Genomic DNA, 19,893 nt, shown 5'->3' with positions numbered 1-19,893 from the left:
GGAAATGTGGCGACCGTAGGACGGATGCCGCCGCGAACGTCCTACGCTCGGCCCATCTCCTACGCTCGCGACGCGGCGGGTCGTGGGGACCACGACTCTCGCAACGACCGACGGCCAGCGTGACGATGATGCGGCGCCGGTAGGCTCGGGTCCATGCGCGAGTTCACCCGGGGAATGGCCTTCTTGGGCCGCGGATTCGCGTTCTGGCGGCGACGCCCCGGCGCCATGGCGCTGGGCCTGGTCCCCGCGGCAGTCGTGGGCGCGCTGTTCCTGGCGGGACTCATCACCCTGGGCATCTTCCTCCCCGACCTCACCGAGGCGGTGACCCCGTTCGCCGATGGCTGGCCGGCGCTGTGGGTCACCGTCATCCGCCTCGCCGTCGGCACCGCGATGGTCGGTGCCGCGCTCGTGCTGGTCGCGGTCTCCTTCACCGCGATCACCCTCTTCATCGGAGAGCCGTTCTACGACCGCATCTGGAAGGCGGTGGAGGCGGATGCCGGCAGTGCCGGCATCGACGCCGATTACGGATTCTGGCGATCGCTGCGCGACGGGCTCGCACTGTTCACCCGCGGCATCGCAGTCGCCCTGCTGGCCGCGCTGCTGGGCCTCGTCCCCGTGGTGGGCGGCATCCTCGGTGCGGTCAGCGGCGTGCTGCTGACCGGATGGCTGCTCGCCGACGAGCTGGCCACCCGTGCACTGTCGGCACGCGGCCTCGACGCCGCCGCCCGGCGACGGCTGATGCGACAGCACCGGGCGCGCATGCTGGGCTTCGGCGTGGCCACGCAGTTGTGCTTCCTGGTGCCGCTCGGCGCGGTGGCCACGATGCCTGCGGCCGTGGCGGGATCCACTCTCCTCGCCCGGTCACTGCTCGGGGAGAACGCCTCGGGCCCGGCCGGCCTGGCCGGTCACCCGCCGACGTCGGCTTCCGCCAGAGCGCGCGTGGACATCGCGTAGCGCAGCAGCACGACGTCGCCGATCCGGCGGGTGTCCAGCAGCCGCGCCCGGTGGGCTTCGTCCCACGGGAACCGGGCGGGATGCACGAAGCGCGGCGCGCCGACCTCGCCCACGAAGAACGGCGCGATCACCAGCTGCAGCTCGTCGGCCAGCCGCTGCGCGAGGAACTGCGTGTGGATGCGACCGCCACCTTCGACCATGAGCCGCGCGATGCCGCGGCGCGCGAGATCGGCGAGCGCGTCGCCCATCGCCACGACCGCGTCGCCGAGGGCGACGACCGTCGCGCGGTCTCCCACCGCGCGCGTGAGGGCGTCGGCCGCACCGCGCGGGCAGTAGACGAACTTGTCTCCGTCGCCCGCGGTGAAGAACGCAGCCTCGGGCGACAGGTCGCCGGTGGCGGTGACCGTCACCTTCGCCGGAGACGAGGGCCGTCCGGACGCGACCCGCGCGGCGCGACGCTCCGCGCTGCGCACGAGCAGTCGCGGGTTGTCCCGCCGCACGGTCGAGGCGCCCACCAGGATCGCGTCATGGTCGGCGCGCAGCTGGTCGACGCGATCGAAGTCCTCCGCGTTCGACATCGCCATACGATGCGGAGCGGTGCTGTCCAGGCAGCCGTCCAGCGACATCGCGCAGCTCAAGGTGACGTACGGGCGGCGGACGGCGGTCATGGCACGTCCGCCAATGCCGTCGCCACTCGGGCGACGGCATCCTCCCACGCGCGGCCGCGCGACCGCACGCCACGAGCCTGCGCCGTGAGCCGACGCCGCAATCCGGCATCGGTCATCCACCGCCTGAGCGCACCCGCGAGCGCGGCGGCATCCCCCGGTGGCACGAGCAGCGCCGCGCCATCCGTTCCCACTGCCTCCGGGATCCCGCCCACGCGGCTGGCGATGACGGGGATGCCGCGCCCGCGGGCTTCCGCGATCGCCATGCCGTACGCCTCGGCACGCGAGGGTGCGACGAGCAGATCGCTGCGGCGGTAGAGGCCGTCCATCCCGGCGTCGATCTGCACACCCGCGAAGTGGATCCGCTCCCCCTCTCCGAGTGCGGCCGCCCGGGCGCGCACCGCGGCCACGAACGCCGGATCGGCGTCCGTCGCGCCGGCGAACGTGCAGACCCAGTCCGGGACGGTGCCGACTGCGGCGAGGGCATCGACGAGCACGTCCTGCCCCTTGTGCGGCGCAACGACCCCCACGCACAGCAGCGCGCATCCGCCCGGGGTGCCCGTCGCCGCAGCCCCCGTTGCCGCACCCGGCGAGGCGACGACGATGGGGACGCTCTGGCCGTCGTCCGCGAGTTGCGCGCGCAGCCACCGGCTCGGGGTGATCAGCAACCGGGCGACCCCCAGCGCGCGACGCTCGTCGGCGACAGCACCCGCGTCGGCATCCGGCATCGCCGCCCGCAGCATGTGCACGAGCACCACGAGCCGCAGCCGCGCGGCCGACTCCACGAGCACGTCCGCGGCGGCACCGGCCACGAGCCCGTCGACGAGCACGAGCGCGCCGTCGGGCGCACCCCGCAGCGCGGCTCGCAACCCCCCGGCATCCGCAGTCGCGGCCTCGACCATGCGCACCCGCCACCCCCTCCCGATCAGCCCGTCGCGCAGCTGCCGGTCGTAGACGTTGCCGCCGCTCACCCGCGCGGGGTCGTCGATTCCGGGCGGCACGACGAACCACAGCGCGCCGGTCACAGCGCCACCTCGTACGTCGCCCACGCGATGTGCGACTCGTGCAGCGTGACGGCGATGGCGTGAAGGTCCGCCCCGTCGCGGCCCAGCTCGCCGGCACGGGCGGCGGTGGCGAGGCGCTCGGCGACGAACGCGCACAACCGTTCGGTGGTCGTGTTGACCCCCGTGAAGCGAGGGTCCTCGTCGAGGTTGCGGTAAGTCAGCGACGCGAGGATACCGCGCAGCACCTCCGCGGCGCGTCCGATGTCCACGACGACGCCGTGCTCGTCGAGCCGCGCCGCGCGGAAGGCGGCATCCACGACGAAGGTCGCCCCGTGCAGCTGCTGGGCGGGACCGAACATGGCACCGGTGAAGCTGTGCGCGATCATCATGTGGTCGCGCACCGTGAGCGTGTAGGTCATGGGGCGTCACTCCAGTCGATCGTGTGGCACAGCCCGGGCAAGCCGCCGTCGGCGATCGCGGCCATGACCGCCGGCAGTTCACGCCAGGGGGCGTCGTCGGTCAGGAGCGTGTCGAAGCCGGGGTCGCGCAGCAGCTGCAGCGCGAGGGCGAGCCGGTCGGTCGCACTGCGGGTGCCGCGCCGCCCGGGCGCGACGGCGCCCACCTGGCTGGAGCGGAGCGTCAGGCGTCGCGAGTGGAAGTCCTCCCCCAGCGGCAGCCGCACGTCGCGGCTGCCGAACCAGCTCGCCTCGACGATGACTCCGTCCGTCACCGCGGTCCGCAGCGCCAGGCGCAGCCCTTCTTCGGAGGCGCTCGTGTCGATCACGATGTCGCGGTCACCCGGGGCATCGGCCGGGAGGTGGAATGGAACCTCGAGCGCCATGCAGACGTCGCGTTTGCCGGCATCGGCATCGACGACGGCGAGGTCGACGCCCGGGATGCCGCGCGCCAGGCGGGCCACGGCGCACCCGATCATGCCGGCACCGACGACGGTGAGCCGGTCGCCGATGAGGGGCGCGGCATCCCACAGCACGTTCACCGCCGTCTCGACAGCGCCGGCGAGCACCGCACGCCGGGCGGGCACGCCGTCGGGCACCGGGACGACGGCCGTGGCGGGGACGACGAACCGGGACTGATGGGGGAACAGCGTGAACACCGTCCTGCCCCGCAGCGACGCCGGTCCACGTTCGACGACGCCGACGTTGAGGTAGCCGTACTTCACGGGGCCGGGGAAGTCGCCGTGCTGGAACGGCGCCCGCATGCGCATGCGCTCACGCTCGGGCACCTCGCCGCGGAACACCACCGCTTCTGTCCCCCGGCTGATCGCCGTGTACAGGGTGCGCACCTGCACGTCGTCGGGCGCCGGCGCGGCGATCGGCTCCCGGCGCAGCGCCCCCACCCCGGGGCTCTCCACCCAGAACGCGATGCCGTGCGTCATCGCATCCATACCGCCCGCCGTCTCGGCGTCATCGCCCATGTCGCTGCCTCCCCGCGCGACGATGCGCTGCCGCCAGGACAGCGCGGTCGTCGACTGTGCCCACTCTGCCCGGTCAGGCGGGCGCGGGCGAGGGGGTGCACGGGGCGGGCACCCCCGCCGGCCGCGTCGATCTGTCACCGAGAGCGCATTCCGTCACCGCGGGACATGGGGACGTCTTCCCTCGGCCGTGTCGCGGTTGCAGGATGGCGCCATGGCGTCCTCCGAGATCAAGACGAGACCCCCCGACGTGTCCGCGGCGGAGTTCATCGCGACCGGCTGCCGGTGCGCGGCCGACGAACTCGACCGGGCGCGTACCTGACGGTCCGCAGCTCGCATCATGAAACGGCGCAGAGGTGCCAGACTGGTTCCGATCCTCGGGTGGATCCGCTCCTACGACCGCAGCTGGCTGCGCGGCGACCTGATCGCCGGCGTGACGGTGGCGGCGCTGATCGTCCCCAAGAACCTGGGATACGCCGGCATCGCCGGCATCCCGCTGCAGAACGGCCTCTACGCCGCGGCCGCGGGTGCGATCCTGTACGCGATCTTCGGCACCAGTCGTCAGATCTCGATGGGACCAAGCTCGGGGCTGGCCGCCGTGGCCGCCAGCGCCGTCCTCGTCTCGGGCATCACCGGCCAGCAGGATGTCGCCTCGTTCGTCGCGGGCATCACGCTGGCCTCCGGCATCCTCTTCCTGATCCTGTTCGTGTTCCGGATGGGCTGGATCGCGCAGTTCCTGTCCCGCGCCGTGGTCACCGGCTTCCTCTTCGGCGCCGCGATCGATGTGATCATCTCCGAACTGCCGAAGATCACCGGCACCACCGCCGACGGCACGAACTCGTTCCAGGAGCTCTGGTCGTGGTTCGGCTCGCTGGGAGAGGCACACCCGGCCACCCTGCTGGTCGGGGTGGCCTCGCTGGTCGTCGTCTTCGGGCTCAGGTGGGTGGCACCGCGCATCCCCGGCGCGCTGGTCCTCGTCGTCGGCGGGCTGGTCGCGTCGTGGCTGCTGCAACTCGGCTCCCGCGGGGTGGCCCTGGTCGGGGACGTGCCGCGCGGGCTGCCGTCGTTGCGGCTTCCCGATCTCGCCCTGATGTGGGAGAACGCCGGGACCGTGGTGATCGCGGCGGTGGCGCTGGTGATGATCGGGTTCTCCCAGACGGCGGGGGATGCCAGGACGTTCGCCGCCAAGCACCGCTACCAGGTCGACATCGATCAGGAGTCCGTCGCACAGGGGATGGCCAACATCGGGTCGGGGCTCTTCCAGGGGATGCCGGTGTCGACCAGCCTGTCGGCGAGCTCTCTGAACGACCGCTCCGGTGCTCGCACCGGAGCGGCGTCGCTGACCTCCGGGGTCACGGTGCTGCTGACCCTGCTGGTGCTGGCGCCGCTGTTCTCCGCGCTCCCCAAGCCGGTCCTGGCAGCCCTCATCATAGAAGCCGTCGCGATGGGCATGATCAACATCCCCGAGATGCGACGCCTCATCCGCGTGCAGCCGTTCGACTTCTGGGTGGCGATCGCCGCGATCGTCGGCACGCTGGCATTCGGGGTGCTGGCGGGCGTCGTCATCGGCATCGGCCTGTCGCTGCTCTGGCTCATCGCCGTCGCCACCCATCCCTACATCGCGACCCTCGCGCGAAAAGCCGGCACCGAGGTCTTCCGCGATGCCGGCGAGCACCCCGGCGACGAACGGATCCCCGGCATCGTGGTGATCCGCATGGACGGGGGCCTGTTCTTCGCAACGTCCGATGCGCTCGAGGATCGCATCCGCGAGATCATCCACTCGACACCCGATCTGACGGCGGTCGTACTGGACTGCGGCGGGATCAACTTCATCGATTCGCAGGGCGCGGCCAAGCTGGATGACCTCGTCACCCTCGCCGTCGACTCCGGTGTCACGCTGCGCCTCGCCCGGCTGAAGACCGCCGTCAAAGCGGTCCTCGCCCGCGACGGCGTGCTCGAGCGCATCGGCGTCGATCACATCCACGGCAACGTGTCCACCGCCGTGCGGGCGCAGCAGAAGTCGCCGCCGCCGCCGTCGGTGGACGACCACCCGACCGACACCGCCACGGAGTCGCAATAGGCGGCATCCGAACTCTGTACAGGGAGCATCCAGCGCTGTAGCGTGTGGTCTGACCACATAAGACGAAAGGCGATCATGCCCTCCCTGTTCGACGAGTTCCAGCTCAAGGACCTCACTCTCCCCAACCGCATCGTCATGGGCCCGATGACGCGAGCCAAGGCGACGCCGGAGGGCGTGCCCACCCCGGTGATGGCGCTGCACTACGCACAGCGCGCGTCGGCCGGGCTCATCATCACCGAGGGCACCTGGCCCGACCGTCGCGGCCAGGGATACTTCGACATCCCCGGCATCGCGACGCAGGAGCAGGAGGATGCCTGGCGTCTCGTGACGGATGCCGTGCACGCCCGAGGCGGCCGGATCTTCCTGCAGTCCGAGCACACCGGGCGCGTCGGGCACGAGGTCAACAACGGCGGCCTGCAGATGGTCTCCTCCAGCACCACCCCCGCCGACGCGATGATCTTCACGCGCGAGAACGGATACTCGCCCATGACGACGAACCTGCACGAGCTGACCACGGCCGAGACCTGGGACCTCATCGAGGATTACCACCGGGCCGCGGTGCGCACCAAGGCCGCGGGCTTCGACGGCATCGAACTGCACGGTGCGTCGGGCTACCTGCCGCACCAGTTCCTCTCCGACGAGACCAACCAGCGGACGGACGAGTTCGGGGGCACGCCGTACAAGCGCACCGAGTTCATGGTGCAGGTGCTGCGCCGCCTGATCGACGCGTGGGGCACGAGCCACCGCATCGCCGTGAAGATCTCCCCGAACATCCGGTTCAACGGCATCGCCGAGAACGAGGTGGCGGAGACGTACTCGATCCTGCTGGACCGCCTCAACGAGCTCGACCTCGCCTACGTCGCGTTCCAGACTCCGGAGAGCCTGCGGAGCCTCGCCAACCAGCCGAACGAGGAGATCGTGGACGGCGAGATCTGGCATCGCTTCCCGTACGAGTTCGTCCGCGAGCGCTACAACGGCACGGTGATCGCTTCGGGCGACCTCACCAAAGAACTCGCCCAGAAGGCTCTGGATGCCGGCAAGGCCGACCTCTTCGTCTTCGGCCGCGCCTACATGTCCAACCCCGATCTGGTCGAGCGGATGCAGAACGACTGGCCGCTGACTCCGACCGACATGCGACGCAGCTACGGCGGTGCGGAGGAGGGCTACACCGACTACCCCACGTGGGAGGAGCAGAACGCCGCGGAACTCGTACCCAGCGGCGCGTGACGCACTGAGACGACAGGGAGGGCCCGCCGAAGCGTGGGCCCTCCCTGCCGTATCACTCAGTCCTCGTAGACCGCGATCAGGCGACCGACGACGCCACCCTCCCGCAGCCGGTCGAGGGAGGCGGGGATCTCCGCGGGCGTGATGATGTTCAGCGGCGGGTTGAGGTCGCCGGACTTCATCAGCTCGTAGAGGGCCTCGAGGTCCTCCTTCGTGCCGGACTTGGAGCCGCGGATCGTCAGCTGGTTGATGATGATCGGGTAGGTGTTGATCGTGGACTCGAGCCGGCCCATCCCCACCTGCACGAGCGTGCCGAACTCAGCCAGGCTTTCGATGGCCTGCGAGGTCGTCGTGCCGAAGCCGGCGTAGTCGACGATGAGGTCCAGGCCCTTGTCGGCGAACTCCGCGATGGTCTCCCCGACTCCGGCCAGGCCGATCTCGTCCTTCAGCTCACGGGCGGCGGGGTTCACGTCGACGCCGTAGACCTCCGCACCGAGCAGCACGGCGACGCGCGCGCCGATGTAGCCCAGGCCGCCGAGGCCGATGACGCCGACCTTCTTGCCTTTCGCTGCCCCGCCGACGGCGACCATCGCGTGGTACGAAGTGAGGCCGGCATCCGTCGCCATGGCGCCCAGCTCGAAGGAGACCTCGTCGGGCAGGCGGACCAGGTTGGCTTCGGTCGCGCGGATCTGCGGGCCGAAGCCGCCGTCCCACGCGCCATAGCCGATGGCATCGCCGTCGGGCATGACCGGTGCCAGGCCGACCCGATCGCCGACCTTCCAGTGATCCATGCCTTCGCCGACCTCGATGATGACGCCGGCGTTCTCATGGCCGAGGGTCATCGGCAGGCGAGGGAACAACGGCATCCAGCCCGCGTCGTCGAGCGCGCTCACGTCGGAGTGGCACAGGCCCGCCGCTTTGACGGCGACCACGACCTCTCCGGGGCCCGCGTGGGGCGCCTCGACCTCTTCGAGGGTGAGGGGCTTGTCGGTTCCGTGGAAACGCCAGGATTTCATGAGGGGACTCGCAATCTCGGGCCACCCGCACGAAGGGTCATCGTGCGGTCGGCCCGCTCGATACGCCGGTTTTCCGGCGCCTCCAGTTTACCGCCGACCCTCGCCCGGTAAGGCTCAGCGAGCGTGCGCGAGCGCGTTCAGCGCGGCCGTGCGGATCACCTCGCTGACGGTTCCGCTCTGGGTCATGAACACGGCATGGCTCGCCGAGACGTACGTGATCTCCGCACCGGCACGCGTGGCCATATGGGTCAGCATGGCCTGATCGAACGACCTGTCCTCTCTGGCGATGACGGCCCATGCCGGCTTGTCACGCCAGGCGGCATGCGTGACCGGCGTGGCGAACGCGGACATGTTGATGGGCACCTGCGAGTCGCGCAGGAACGCCGCGTCATCGTCGCCGGCATCGGCGGCGAACCCGATCTTGAACGTGTCGGGGTGAAGGAAGCCGTACCCGTCGTCGCCGACGTCGATGACGAAGTCGGGGTTCGCCGCGAAGCCCTCGTACTGCTGAGCGGTGTTCTGGCCGCTGTCGGGCGCCAGCGCCGACACGTACACCAGCCCGGCGACGTGGGGATGGTTGCCCGCCTCGGTGATCACCGTGCCGCCCCATGAATGCCCGACGAGGATCGTCGGGCCGTCCTGCATGTCCAGGACCCGTCTGGTCGCCGCGACATCGTCTGCCAGCGACGTGAGGGGGTTCTGCACGATCGTCACCCGGTGGCCGCTGGCCCGCAGCCGCTCCCAGACGCCGCGCCATCCGGATCCATCGGCGAACGCTCCGTGCACCAGCACGATGTTCTTGATCTCCTGCTCGGAAGTGTGCATGAGTCTTCCTTTCTGGGTTTGTGTTTCGTGGGTGGATATCCCGGGTCACCGCATGATGGCCGCGAGGATCGTGCGGGTCACGACATCCGGCTGCGAGACAGCGATCGCGTGGGATGCGTCCGCCACGACCGTCGTGCCCTCCGAGCCGGCGCGCTCGGCGAAGAACGCGATCGCGGCGGCGGGGATGTTCTTGTCGGCGCCGCCGGAGACGAACCACGAGCGGAGGGAACGCCACGCCGGTGTCGAGGTGGTCAGCGGTTCACTGAGCGCGCGATCGGAGATCGCGCGCTGGGTCGCGGCCATGAGGGCGGCGGTGTCTGCATCGACGTCCGCGCAGAACTGCTCGCGGAACACCTCAGGGCGGATGGTGAGGTCGGTCTCCCCCGTGGCGAGCGGCACGCCCGACACGGCCCGGTCCAGCGAGCTGCCGGGAAAGCGGTCGGTCAGCTGGAGCGCCGACTCGCCGGCGTCCGGAGCGAAGGCGCCGACGTACACGAGGGCTTGGACGTTGTCTGCCGAAGCCGCCGCTTGCGTGATCACCATGCCGCCGTAGGAGTGCCCCACGAGCACCACAGGACCGTCGACGCCCCGCACCACGTCGCCGACGTACTGGGCATCGCCGGTCAGGCTGCGCAACGGGTTGGATGCCGCGAACGCGCGCACCCCGCTCTGCGTCAGGCGTTGGATCACGCCGTTCCAGCTGGAGTTCTCGGCGAACGCCCCGTGCACGAGGACGACGGTGGTGTTGACGTTGGGGGACACGGTCATGAGTCCTGTCCGTGCGTGCCGAGCGCCTTTCCGAGCACATGGCTACTCATGTCATCTCCCCCTCCAGGCTCCGAGCCTCCGGATCGTCGGCGCGGGTGCGCCACGAGGTGATGATCCGCCGCGAGCGCCATGGCCAGGAAGAGTCGATCGACTGACGTGAGTCATCGACACGTCGAAGCAGGTCACACGGGTCGCGGGCCGGAAAACACCCCGCAGCGACTCGATCGCGCAGCGAAGGATGCAGGTCAGGGGTGTTTTCGTACAATGAACCATGGGGAGCCCACCCTCGGCGACGGACGCACCCGCACCGTCTGCGCTCATCCTCCGGCACGTGGAAGACGTGTTCGGGACGCTGCGGGCGCCCGCGGCGGCGATCACGCGCCTGTCCCGCCAGGACCACTGGCCGGACGTCCTCCCCCGCCTCAGCGACCTCACCCCCGAGGGCGCGGCCGCCGCCGCCGACTTCCGGGCCCTGCCGCCCGCGCTTCGCGGCCGTGTCCTCGCGCTCGCCCTCCAGGGCGAGGCGGGCGCCGGCCCGCTGGACGCCGCAGCCACCTCGGCCACCGGGTTCGTCGATGTCGAGCGCGGCGGGCTCGTCACGTGGAGTTCGGACGTCCACCGCGTCGCCGTGCTCGCCGGCGCTGACGCCGACGACCATCGGGCTGCCGGTCGCCTCTGCTTCTCGGCCCCCTCGACCCCGCACGGCGGCGCGCTCCATCTGCTGCTGGCCCGGGAGGCGGTCGAGCCCGTCGACCTCGGGGCGGCGGCGGACTTCTTCGCGCGCGCGGACCGTCCCTCCTGGGCGATGGTGTGCCTCGTCCGCGCCGCCGAGGCGGCGAGCAGTCCCGACGCCACCGCATCGTTCGCGGCGGCTGCGGCGAACCTCGCCGCGTTCGAGGGCGACTTCTCGGAGGCTGAGCGCGTGTTGAAGAACTTCACGGCCAGCGACACCAAGATGCTCGTCCGCGAGAGCGCCCCCGCGAGGGCGCTGCGCCAAGCGCTCGTCGAGAGCAATACCGTCGCCGCGCGGGCCACGATTCTGGCGCGTCTGGAGGAGCCCGGCATTTCCATGAGCGCGGCCGACGAGGCGCTCACCGTCTACGCGCTCGCCAACCTCATCGACGGCGATCCGTCCACCTGGGACGGATTCCTCCAAGCGGTCTCGACCGCGCCCACGCCCGCTCATCCGGCGATCCTCGCCATCGTGCGCGCCGTCGGCGCCCTGCACGCGGCATCCGAACCGCACCTCGATCCCCCCGCCGCCGACGGGAGGGGATGGTCGCAGTTGGCCGGATGCACGGCCTCGCTGCTGGACACATTCCGTGACATGCGCCAAGGACACCCGGCCCCTCCCCGGCCGAGTACACGCGCGGGAAACCGGCTCGTGAGAACGATCGCCGCGACGTGGGTCTCGGTGATGCTCGCGCACAACCAGCACTGGAGCCTGCTCGGCGCCGAGTTGACGACCGCGATGGATGCGACGAGCGTCGTCCCCGCCCCGCTGATGCGGCTCAACGCCGAGGCCCTGCTCGCCTTGGTCGAAGCCTTCCGAGGCGAACATGCACCGGCGCGCGAGCGGCTGGACCGAATCCGCTCCGAGCCGGCGCTACGGCGCGCGTATCGCCTTCGGCTGGTCATGGACTCGGTCGACGTCATGATCGAGGGGTCCCAGGGCAACTACGAGCGCGCGCTGGCCCTGCTCTCCACGCGAGAACCCGACATCCTCACTCTCACGTTCGGCCCGCGCGGCCCGGTGGAGCTGTTCGACTTCGTCGACTACGCGCTTCTTGTGCAGCAGCGGGAGGAGGCGGTCGCCCGGGTGGAACAGGCTCGGGAGATCCTGGGCCCGCGCCCCTCCGAGAGGGCGGCCTTCGTGCTGGCCGCCTGCGAAGCGGCGATCGCCGCACGCGCCACCCTGACGCCCGCGGAGGATCTCCTCGCCCGTGCGCCGACACTGCCGTTCGTGTACGAGTCCGCCCGTCTGCGCCTCGTTTACGCCGAGAACCTGAGGCGGTTGCACCGCACCACCGAAGCCCGCCGTCAGCTTCTCCGGGTCGAGGCGGAGTTCAAGACGGTGCAGTCGGGCGCATGGCTGGCCCGGGTGCACCGCGAACTGCGCGCCTGCCGGCGCAGCGCCGTGATGCACGTCGCCGATCTCACCGAGCAGGAGTCCCGCATCGCGGAGTTCGCCGCGGGCGGGCTGTCCAACAAGGAGATCGGACTGCGATTGCACCTCTCACCGCGCACCGTCGGGGGGCACCTGTACAAGATCTTCCCGAAGCTCGGCATCACCACCCGCGCTCAACTGCGGGATGCGCTGGTACGTGCCAGGCACGACGAAACCGCGGAGCTCAGAGCAGAGGAAGTGGCGGAGACGGAGGGATTTGAACCCTCGGTCCCCATAAAGGGGACTCCACCTTAGCAGGGTGGTGCACTAGGCCGGACTATGCGACGTCTCCAGGCGCCAGCCGTTCCCGGCGGACGCACTCAGCCATCATAACCCGGTCGCGCACCCTGGACGAACACGGCTCACCCGGGAACGTTGCCCACCGAGCAGGTCTCCTGCGCGGCGGTCGAACCGGTGATCGACTGCGGCAGCACCACGGTGCCGTCGGGCACCGCCGGCACCTCGGCCGGGGGTGTCTCGCCCTCGACGACGGCCGGGTCCGCCGGCGCCTCGGCGGCGGGCGGCTCGACGACGACGACCGCGTCGTTCTTGCCCGCCTCGCCGCTCAGCTGCAGCGGCTGGTTCGCGATGAGCGCCGCCCAGAGCTGCTCCGCCGCGTCGTAGTCGGGCACCACCTTGTTGACATCCGCGGGGTCGGTGTAGGTGGGGTACTGCAGGAACGTGATGTCGTCGAACGGTACATCCTTGGCGGCGAGGGCGATCTGCACGAGCCGCAGCGGGTTGGCCAGCGAATCGCTCGGCGTCACGTTCTTCACCGCGGTGCCGGCGAGCGCACCGAGGGTGCCGACGTCGCTGAGCACCTCGTCACTGACGAGCTTGCGCACGAGGCGCGACATGTACTGCTGCTGGTTGCTGATGCGGCCGAGGTCCGAGCCGTCCCCCACGCCGTGCCGGGTGCGCAGGAACTGCAACGCGTCGTAGCCCGACACCGTGCGGATGCCGGCCGGCCAGTCGATCCCGGTGTGACGGTCGCGCATGCCGCCGCCGGCGATGCACACCTCGACCCCGCCGATGGCGTCGGTGATGTTGATGACGTTACCGAAGCTCACCTTGGCGGCGTACGGCACGCTCAGGCCACTGAGAGAGGACAAGGTGTTGACGACGCAGCCGAGCCCGCCGTAGGAGTAGGCGGAGTTCAGCGGCTGCTTGCGCATCGCCGATGTCTGCGAGCCGTCCTCGCGGGTGCACGAGGGGATCGGCAGCATGAGGTCGCGCGGGAAGGACACGACGGTCACGCGCCGCGGCGCATCGGAGATGTGCACCAGCAGGTTGACGTCGTTGAGCTGCCCGCTGGCATCCGGCCCCTTGCACCGGCCGCCGAACGAGTCGGCGATCTCGTCCTCGCACTCGTCGGTGCCCGTGACGACCATCGTGATCGGGCCCTCGATGGCCCCGAGACTCGGCGGCGCGGCGGGAGCGTCGTCGAGCTCGACGGCGTTCTCGGCGAAGTCCGACACCAGGCCCACGGCCGCGTATCCGGCCACGCTGACACCCGACACCACGACGACGGCGACGATGACGCCCACGACGGTGAGCATCTGCAGGAGCGGATTGGGGGAACGCAGCGCGCCATGGCGGGCGATCGGCAGCCGTCGCCCTCGGGCGCTGCGTGGGGTCATTCGCTCACATTTCCGTTCGAACAGGTCTCCTGCGCGGCGGTCTGGCCAGCGATGGACGATGGCAGAGTAACACTCGGCGCGGTCGTGTCCGTCGGCGCAGCGCTGGCGTCCGGTGCGGGAGCGGGAGCTGCAGGGGTTTCGGGCTCGACGACCACCACGCCGTCACCCTGGCTGGCCTCGCCGCTGAGCACGATGGGCTGGTTGGCCTCCAGCGCCGCCCACAGCTGCTCGGCGGAGTCGTAGTCGGGCACGACTTTGTTGGGGTCATCGGGGTCGGTCAGCACGGGGTACTGCAGGAAGACGATCTCCTCGAACGGCACGTTCTTGACCGCGAGGGCGATCTGCATGAGCGTGACGGGGTTCGTGAGCGTCTTGCTGGGCGTGACGTTCTTCACGGCGGTGGATGCCAGCGAGTACAGGGTCGCCGGATTGGAGAGCACCTCGTCGCTGACGAGCTTGCGGGCGAGCCGCGACATGTACTGCTGCTGGTTGCTGATGCGGCCGAGGTCGCCGCCGTCGCCGACGCCGTGACGGGTGCGCAGGAACTGCAGCGCCTCGAGCCCCGCGATGGTGCGGTTGCCCGCTTCCCAGTCGATGCCGGTGTGGGGGTCGCGGATGCCGTTGGCGATGCAGACCTCGACGCCGCCGATGGCGTTGGTGACCTCGATCACGCCACCCCAGGTGACCTTCGCCGCGAACGGGATGTCCTGGCCGGTCAGCTCGGAGATGGTCGACACGACACAGGAGAGCCCTGCCTCGCCGCCGTACGAGTACGCCGAGTTCAGCGGCTGCTTGCGCATGGCCGAGCTCGTGTAGCCGCCCGGTTCGGTGCACGCCGGGATCGGCAGCATGAGGTCACGCGGGAACGAGATGACGGTCACCCGGCGCGGAGCGTCGGAGATGTGCACGAGCATGTTGACGTCGTTGAGTTCGCCCTCGGCGTCGGCGCCGGTGCAGCGGTCGCCGAAGTAGGCGGCGTACTCGGGCTCACAGGCATCCGTGCCGGCGAGGAAGAGGTTCACGCCTCCCTCGATCTCGCCGATGTCCGGCGGCACGGCCTCCTGGCCTTCGAGGTCGACCGATCCGTCGGCGAAGCTGGATGCCAGGTCGTACGCCGTGTAGGCGGCGACGCCGCCCGCAGCCACCAGGACGACCGCCAGGGCGATGCCGACGAACTTGAGCACCTGGGCGAACGGCCCCGGCGAACGGTGGGCACCGTGCCGCGCCAGGGGGCGCCGACTGGCGCGCGCAGCGCCGGTGGGCCTGCCGCTGGGGTCGGGGGTGCTCACGCGGGTCCTCTCGGGTGGGACGGGCCCTTATCGTCACACCCGAGTGCCTTGGCGGAGGGTGTGGGATTCGAACCCACGGGACATTGCTGCCCACTGGTTTTCAAGACCAGGTCCATCGGCCGCTCGGACAACCCTCCCGGCGGACACGCGAAGGCATCCGTCGAACAGGCCCCGAGTCTAGTCGACGGCACCGTCTCCCATTGTCTCGGCGACGGCTGTACAGCCGCTGAATGACGCGCGGGCCGCGTGTGCGCGTCGACTCAGAGCGCGCGCAGCACGGCGGCGACGCCGCCAGCTTCGACGGAGCCCGTGGTCTCCCCCGCCACGGCGCGCACTTCTTCCACGCCCTGGGCCATCGCCACGGCGCGCCCGCCGTGCTCCCGCGCCCAGCGGAACATGCCGATGTCGTTGCGGCCGTCGCCGATCACGAGGACGTGCGCCGGGTCGACACCCAGCCAGTCGCACACCAGCTGCAGCGCGGAGGATTTGTCCACTCCGCGCGGAGCGATGTCGAGCCACGCCGTCCAGCCGACGGCGTAGGACACCTCGTTGAGGCCGATGCGCGCGACGAGGTCGACGAAGTCCTGCTCGGTCTCGTCGGGCGAGACGACCACGACACGGGATGCCGGCTGCGCGGAGAGCTCCTCGAACGTCACCCGCTTGGCACCCTGCAGGTTCCAGTCGTCGAGTTCCTCGGTGTACAGGCGTCGCCCGTCGGGCAGCTCCACCATGTACCGCGCGTGCGGGAGATGTTCGCGCAGCAGCGTCAGTACCTCGGTGGGGTCGAAGGTCTCGGTGTGGAACCGCTCGTAGCGCACCTCGTCGCCGTCGACGCGCTTCATCACGACGGCACCGTTGGAGCACACGACGTATTCGGGGGCGATCTCCAGCACGCGCATGATGCCGCGGGTGCTCTCCCAGCTGCGGCCGGTGGCGAGCATCACTTCGTGCCCTGCGCGGTGCGCGTGCGCGACGGCCTCGACGATGCCGGGGCTCAGCGACTCGTCCTCGAGCAGGATGGTGCCGTCGATGTCGAGCACGATGAGCAGGCGCTCGGTGGCGACGAGCGGATTCTCGGCATCCTCCGCGATGTCCTCGACGAGCTCCGCCGCGTCGCCGGGCTGGGTGACCTCGACGCTGCCGGTGGCGGGCAGGTGGGCCTTGCTCATGCGATCGGCTCCATGACCTCGAGCCCGCCGAGGTAGGGGCGCAGCACCTCGGGCACCGTCACCGAGCCGTCGGCGCGCTGGTGGGTCTCCAGCAGTGCGACGATCCAGCGGGTGGTGGCGAGCGTGCCGTTGAGGGTCGCGACCGGCGCGGTCTTGCCGCCGTCGGGTCGGAAGCGGATGTCCAGGCGCCGGGCCTGGTAGGTGGTGCAGTTGCTCGTGCTGGTGAGCTCGCGGTACGCACCCTGCGTGGGCACCCACGCCTCGATGTCGTACTTGCGCGCGGCCGAGGACCCGAGGTCGCCCGCGGCGACGTCGATGACGCGGTAGCTCAGCCCCAGATCCTGCAGCAGCTGCTCCTGCACGGCGACGAGCCGCTCGTGCTCGGCCTCGGCATCCTCAGGGGTCGTGTAGACGAACATCTCGAGCTTGTTGAACTGGTGCACGCGGATGATGCCGCGGGTGTCCTTGCCGTAGGAGCCGGCCTCGCTGCGGTAGCAGGTCGACCAGCCGGCGTAGCGCTTCGGCCCGGCGGAGAGGTCGAGGATCTCGTCCATGTGGTAGCCCGCGAGCGGCACCTCGCTGGTGCCGACGAGGTAGAGGTCCTCGTCGGCGAGGTGGTAGACCTCGTCGGCGTGCTGGCCGAGGAACCCGGTGCCGCGCATGACCTCGGGGCGCACGAGTGTCGGCGGGATGATGGGGGTGAACCCGCCCTGCAGCGCGCGGTCGAGCCCCAGGCTCATGAGGGCCAGCTCCAGCCGCGCCCCGATGCCGGTGAGGAAGTAGAAGCGCGAGCCCGACACCTTGGTGCCGCGCTCCATGTCGATCGCGCCGAGCTTCTCGCCGAGGGCGAGGTGGTCCAGCGGCGTGAAATCGAATTCGAGCGGCTCGCCGTGGGTGCGGAGGGTGACGAAGTCGTCCTCGCCACCGGCGGGGACACCCTCGATCACGATGTTCTCGAGCTTGGCGAACGCGGCGTCGGCCGCGGCCTCGGCCTCGGCCACGGCGGCCTGTGCGCGCTTGACCCGGTCGCTGAGGTCCTTGGCTTCGGCGACCAGCGCCGCCTTCTCGTCCTTCGGCGCCTGCGCGACCCGCTTGCCGTGGGCGTTCTGCGCGGCGCGCAGCTCTTCGAACGCGGTGATCGCCGCGCGGCGGGCGCGGTCGGCCGCGACGGCCTCGTCGACGGTCTCGGGCGACTCACCGCGGGCCTGCTGCGAACGCTTGACGAGGTCCGGCTGGTCGCGGAGCAGAGCGGGATCGATCATCCGACAATCCTCGCACAGGCCCCGCCCTCACAGCCGGGCTATCGTGTCTGCATGACCGTGCCCGCCGCCCCTCGCGCCGCGCTGGTCTACAACCCGATCAAGGTGGATGCCGCAACGCTCTGCGCCGCCGTGGAGCGGCTGTCGGAAGAGGCGGGATGGGCGCCGCCGCTGATGTTCGGCACCACGGTGGACGACCTGGGCGACGGCGCCACCCGCGATGCGCTGGCCCAGGGGGTGGCAGCCGTGCTGGTCGCCGGCGGCGACGGGACCGTGCGGGCCGTCGCGGGAGCCGTGAGCGACACCGGCATCCCGCTCACGATCGTCCCCAGCGGCACCGGCAACCTGCTGGCGCGCAATCTGCGGCTGCCCCTCGGCGACGCCGAGACGATGGTCCGGGCGACCTTCGAGGGGGACACGGAAGACATCGACATCGGCTTCGCCACGCTCCGCCGCCCCGACGGGCAGGTCGACGAGCACGCGTTCGTCGTGATGGGCGGCATCGGGCTGGATGCCGCCATGATCGCGAACACCAACCCGCAGCTGAAGAAGACGGTCGGCTGGGTCGCCTACGTCGAGGGCGCCGCCCGGTCGCTCGTGAACGCCCAGCCCTTCCGCGTGGTCTACCAGGTCGAGAGCCACCGCATGCATTCGGCCAAAGTGCACAGCGTGCTGTTCGCCAACTGCGGCTCGCTGCCGGCCGGGCTCGAGCTGATCCCCGAGGCGTCGGTCATCGACGGCGAACTGGACGTCGTGGTCTTTCAGCCCGCCGGCCCCTTCGGCTGGCTGTTCGTGTGGCGGCGGGTGGCGTGGGACAACAGCGTGCTGCGCCGGTTCCGCGCGGGCCGGCGCGCGCTGGCGCTGCGCACCGAAGACACCGCGGTGCGCTACTCCCGCGGCCCGGCGATGGACATCGCCCCGGCGGGAGCGCAGCCGGTGCAGCTCGACGGTGACGAGTTCGGCGAGGCAGTGCACGTGCGCACCCGCGTGAAGCCGGGGGCGCTGCGGGTGACGGTGCCGTCCGGTCACACCCTCCCCGTGTGAGGCGGGCATGACCTCCCCCTCGATCGTGTGGTTCCGCGAGGACCTGCGCCTGGCCGACAACCCGGCGTTGCGTGCGGCGATCGACCGCGGCGGACCGATCGTCGGCCTCTACGTGCTCGACGAGCAGTCCCCCGGCATCCGCCCCCTCGGCGGCGCCGCGCGCTGGTGGCTGCACCACAGCCTCGCCTCGCTCGCCGACCGCCTCGCCGAGCGCGGCGGCACCCTCGTGCTGCGGCGGGGCCCCGCCGCGCAGGTGGTGCGCGAGACGGTGGCGGATGCCGGCGCCGGCGCGGTGTTCTGGAATCGTCGCTACGGCGCGGCGCGGGAGATCGACGCGCGGCTGAAGGCGGGGCTGCGTGAGGACGACGTCACGGTGGCCTCGTTCGCCGGGTCGGTGCTGTTCGAACCGTGGACGGTGCGCACCGGCGGCGGCACGCCGTTCTCGGTGTTCACGCCGTTCTGGCGCGCGTGCCTGTCCCTCCCAGCGCCGCGCGCGCCGCTGCCCGAGCCCCGGACGGTGACCGGCCCCACGCGCGCACCGGCATCCGACACCCTCGACGACTGGGGATTGCTGCCCCACCGACCCGACTGGGCCGAAGGTCTGCGGGAGAGGTGGGAGCCGGGCGAACCCGCGGCCAGGGAGCGGCTGCGGGAGTTCCTCGACGACGACCTCGGGCGCTACGACCGGGCGCGGGATTCCCCGGCGGCGGGCGCGACATCGCTGCTGTCGCCGCGGCTGCGGTGGGGAGAGGTGAGTCCCTTCACGGTGTGGCATGCCGCCACCGGCACACCCGGCGCGGGACGGTTCCTGTCGGAGCTGGGGTGGCGCGAATTCGCGTGGCACACCCTCCACCACTTCCCCGACCTCGCGACGAAGAACCTGCGCCCGCAGTTCGACGCCTTCCCGTGGCCGCCGCTTCACCGCGGGCACCTCGAAGCCTGGCAGCGCGGCCGCACCGGCATCCCTCTCGTGGACGCCGGCATGGCCGAGCTCTGGCGCACCGGCTTCATGCACAACCGCGTGCGGATGGTGGCGGCGTCGTTCCTGGTGAAGAACCTGCTGATCGACTGGCGGCACGGCGAACAGTGGTTCTGGGACACCCTCGTCGACGCGGACGATGCGAGCAACCCGTTCAACTGGCAGTGGGTCGCCGGCTCCGGCGCGGATGCCGCCCCCTACTTCCGGGTCTTCAACCCCGAGCTGCAGCGCACCAGGTTCGACCCCGACGGCGCCTACACGGCGCGATGGGCTCCCAACGCCGAGGGGCGCGAGCCCATCGTGGATCTCGCCGCGACGCGCACGGCGGCGCTGGCCGCGTACGAGGCGGTCAAGCGCGCGCGGTGACCGGGCGCACCC

16 protein-coding genes, 2 tRNA genes and 1 pseudogene are annotated in these 19,893 nt (G+C 70.9%); 6 read left to right on the top strand and 13 right to left on the bottom strand.

Translation table 11 applies throughout. From position 1 onward, the window contains the following. Positions 1 to 153: 153 nt before the first annotated feature. Entirely contained in the window at positions 154 to 954 is an 801-nt protein-coding gene (locus ACFVR6_RS02865) for an EI24 domain-containing protein (protein ID WP_386958624.1), read from the top strand. Here the strand turns inward: ACFVR6_RS02865 and ACFVR6_RS02860 are convergent. Genes ACFVR6_RS02860 through ACFVR6_RS02845 form a run of 4 tightly spaced genes read right to left on the bottom strand, consistent with a single transcriptional unit; the run spans position 906 to position 4,058 of the window. Further along, positions 906 to 1,622, bottom strand: a complete 717-nt coding sequence (locus ACFVR6_RS02860; RefSeq protein ID WP_386958622.1) for a RibD family protein — start codon at positions 1,620 to 1,622, stop codon at positions 906 to 908. The genes ACFVR6_RS02865 and ACFVR6_RS02860 overlap by 49 nt on opposite strands. After that, complete coding sequence (locus ACFVR6_RS02855) at positions 1,619 to 2,644, bottom strand: glycosyltransferase family 4 protein (RefSeq protein WP_386958620.1); 1,026 nt, start codon at positions 2,642 to 2,644, stop codon at positions 1,619 to 1,621. Before ACFVR6_RS02855 ends, ACFVR6_RS02860 begins: the two co-directional genes overlap by 4 nt. After that, on the bottom strand, positions 2,641 to 3,042 hold the full coding sequence (locus ACFVR6_RS02850) for a 6-pyruvoyl trahydropterin synthase family protein (RefSeq protein ID WP_386958618.1): 402 nt from the start codon (positions 3,040 to 3,042) through the stop codon (positions 2,641 to 2,643). The genes ACFVR6_RS02855 and ACFVR6_RS02850 overlap by 4 nt, the downstream gene beginning before the upstream one ends. Continuing rightward, the gene (locus ACFVR6_RS02845; RefSeq protein WP_386958616.1) at positions 3,039 to 4,058 is read right to left on the bottom strand and encodes a zinc-dependent alcohol dehydrogenase; all 1,020 of its coding nucleotides are present in this window, start codon (positions 4,056 to 4,058) and stop codon (positions 3,039 to 3,041) included. Before ACFVR6_RS02845 ends, ACFVR6_RS02850 begins: the two co-directional genes overlap by 4 nt. Before the next feature lie 337 nt (positions 4,059 to 4,395). Here ACFVR6_RS02845 and ACFVR6_RS02840 point away from each other — a divergent pair, with 337 nt between their 5' ends. Both ACFVR6_RS02840 and ACFVR6_RS02835 read left to right on the top strand, forming a co-directional pair. Further along, positions 4,396 to 6,135: a SulP family inorganic anion transporter gene (locus ACFVR6_RS02840; RefSeq protein ID WP_386958614.1), complete on the top strand. Its 1,740-nt coding sequence runs from the start codon at positions 4,396 to 4,398 to the stop codon at positions 6,133 to 6,135. A 75-nt stretch (positions 6,136 to 6,210) separates the two neighbouring features. Next, positions 6,211 to 7,362, top strand: coding sequence for an alkene reductase (locus ACFVR6_RS02835; protein WP_386958612.1), 1,152 nt, complete (start codon positions 6,211 to 6,213; stop codon positions 7,360 to 7,362). A gap of 56 nt (positions 7,363 to 7,418) precedes the next feature. Here ACFVR6_RS02835 and ACFVR6_RS02830 read toward each other — a convergent pair whose 3' ends face one another. The 3 genes from ACFVR6_RS02830 to ACFVR6_RS02820 all read right to left on the bottom strand — a co-directional run bounded on the left by ACFVR6_RS02830 (position 7,419) and on the right by ACFVR6_RS02820 (position 9,968). Further along, positions 7,419 to 8,375 carry a zinc-binding dehydrogenase gene (locus ACFVR6_RS02830; RefSeq protein ID WP_386958610.1) on the bottom strand — a complete coding sequence of 319 codons (957 nt, stop codon included), beginning with the start codon at positions 8,373 to 8,375 and terminating at the stop codon, positions 7,419 to 7,421. 114 nt (positions 8,376 to 8,489) lie between these two features. Then, positions 8,490 to 9,200, bottom strand: coding sequence for an alpha/beta hydrolase (locus ACFVR6_RS02825; RefSeq protein WP_386958608.1), 711 nt, complete (start codon positions 9,198 to 9,200; stop codon positions 8,490 to 8,492). A 45-nt stretch (positions 9,201 to 9,245) separates the two neighbouring features. Then, the gene (locus ACFVR6_RS02820) at positions 9,246 to 9,968 is read right to left on the bottom strand and encodes an alpha/beta fold hydrolase (protein ID WP_386958606.1); all 723 of its coding nucleotides are present in this window, start codon (positions 9,966 to 9,968) and stop codon (positions 9,246 to 9,248) included. Positions 9,969 to 10,239: 271 nt separating this feature from the next. On the opposite strand from ACFVR6_RS02820, the pseudogene ACFVR6_RS02815 reads away from it, so the two are divergent. Next, positions 10,240 to 12,216: pseudogene (locus tag ACFVR6_RS02815) on the top strand (hypothetical protein); the annotation flags it as partial. 118 nt (positions 12,217 to 12,334) lie between these two features. Here ACFVR6_RS02815 and ACFVR6_RS02810 read toward each other — a convergent pair. The 6 genes from ACFVR6_RS02810 to serS form a co-directional block, all read right to left on the bottom strand. After that, positions 12,335 to 12,427 (bottom strand) — tRNA-Ser (locus ACFVR6_RS02810). 70 nt (positions 12,428 to 12,497) lie between these two features. Then, a complete protein-coding gene (locus tag ACFVR6_RS02805) occupies positions 12,498 to 13,775 on the bottom strand; it encodes an LCP family protein (protein ID WP_386958605.1) in 1,278 nt (425 codons plus the stop codon). Next, complete coding sequence (locus tag ACFVR6_RS02800; RefSeq protein WP_386958603.1) at positions 13,772 to 15,064, bottom strand: LCP family protein; 1,293 nt, start codon at positions 15,062 to 15,064, stop codon at positions 13,772 to 13,774. The genes ACFVR6_RS02805 and ACFVR6_RS02800 overlap by 4 nt, the downstream gene beginning before the upstream one ends. Positions 15,065 to 15,113: 49 nt before the next feature. Next, positions 15,114 to 15,201, bottom strand: a tRNA-Ser gene (locus ACFVR6_RS02795). A gap of 123 nt (positions 15,202 to 15,324) precedes the next feature. Beyond that, the gene (locus tag ACFVR6_RS02790; RefSeq protein ID WP_386958601.1) at positions 15,325 to 16,233 is read right to left on the bottom strand and encodes an HAD family hydrolase; all 909 of its coding nucleotides are present in this window, start codon (positions 16,231 to 16,233) and stop codon (positions 15,325 to 15,327) included. Then, positions 16,230 to 17,495, bottom strand: a complete 1,266-nt coding sequence (gene serS, locus ACFVR6_RS02785) for a serine--tRNA ligase (protein ID WP_386958599.1) — start codon at positions 17,493 to 17,495, stop codon at positions 16,230 to 16,232. The genes ACFVR6_RS02790 and serS overlap by 4 nt, the downstream gene beginning before the upstream one ends. A 51-nt stretch (positions 17,496 to 17,546) precedes the next feature. Between serS and ACFVR6_RS02780 the strand changes: the two genes are divergently transcribed. Further along, positions 17,547 to 18,536, top strand: a complete 990-nt coding sequence (locus ACFVR6_RS02780) for a diacylglycerol/lipid kinase family protein (protein ID WP_386958597.1) — start codon at positions 17,547 to 17,549, stop codon at positions 18,534 to 18,536. A gap of 7 nt (positions 18,537 to 18,543) precedes the next feature. Further along, positions 18,544 to 19,881 (top strand): cryptochrome/photolyase family protein, encoded by a 1,338-nt coding sequence (locus ACFVR6_RS02775; RefSeq protein ID WP_386958595.1) that lies wholly within the window; start codon positions 18,544 to 18,546, stop codon positions 19,879 to 19,881. Positions 19,882 to 19,893 lie beyond the last annotated feature (12 nt).

The sequence above is a fragment of the Microbacterium sp. NPDC058021 genome, from assembly GCF_042885955.1.
Classification (GTDB): Bacteria; Actinomycetota; Actinomycetes; order Actinomycetales; family Microbacteriaceae; genus Microbacterium.
The sequence above is the reverse complement of the archived record's forward strand: the minus strand, read 5'-3'. Positions and strand labels throughout refer to the sequence as shown.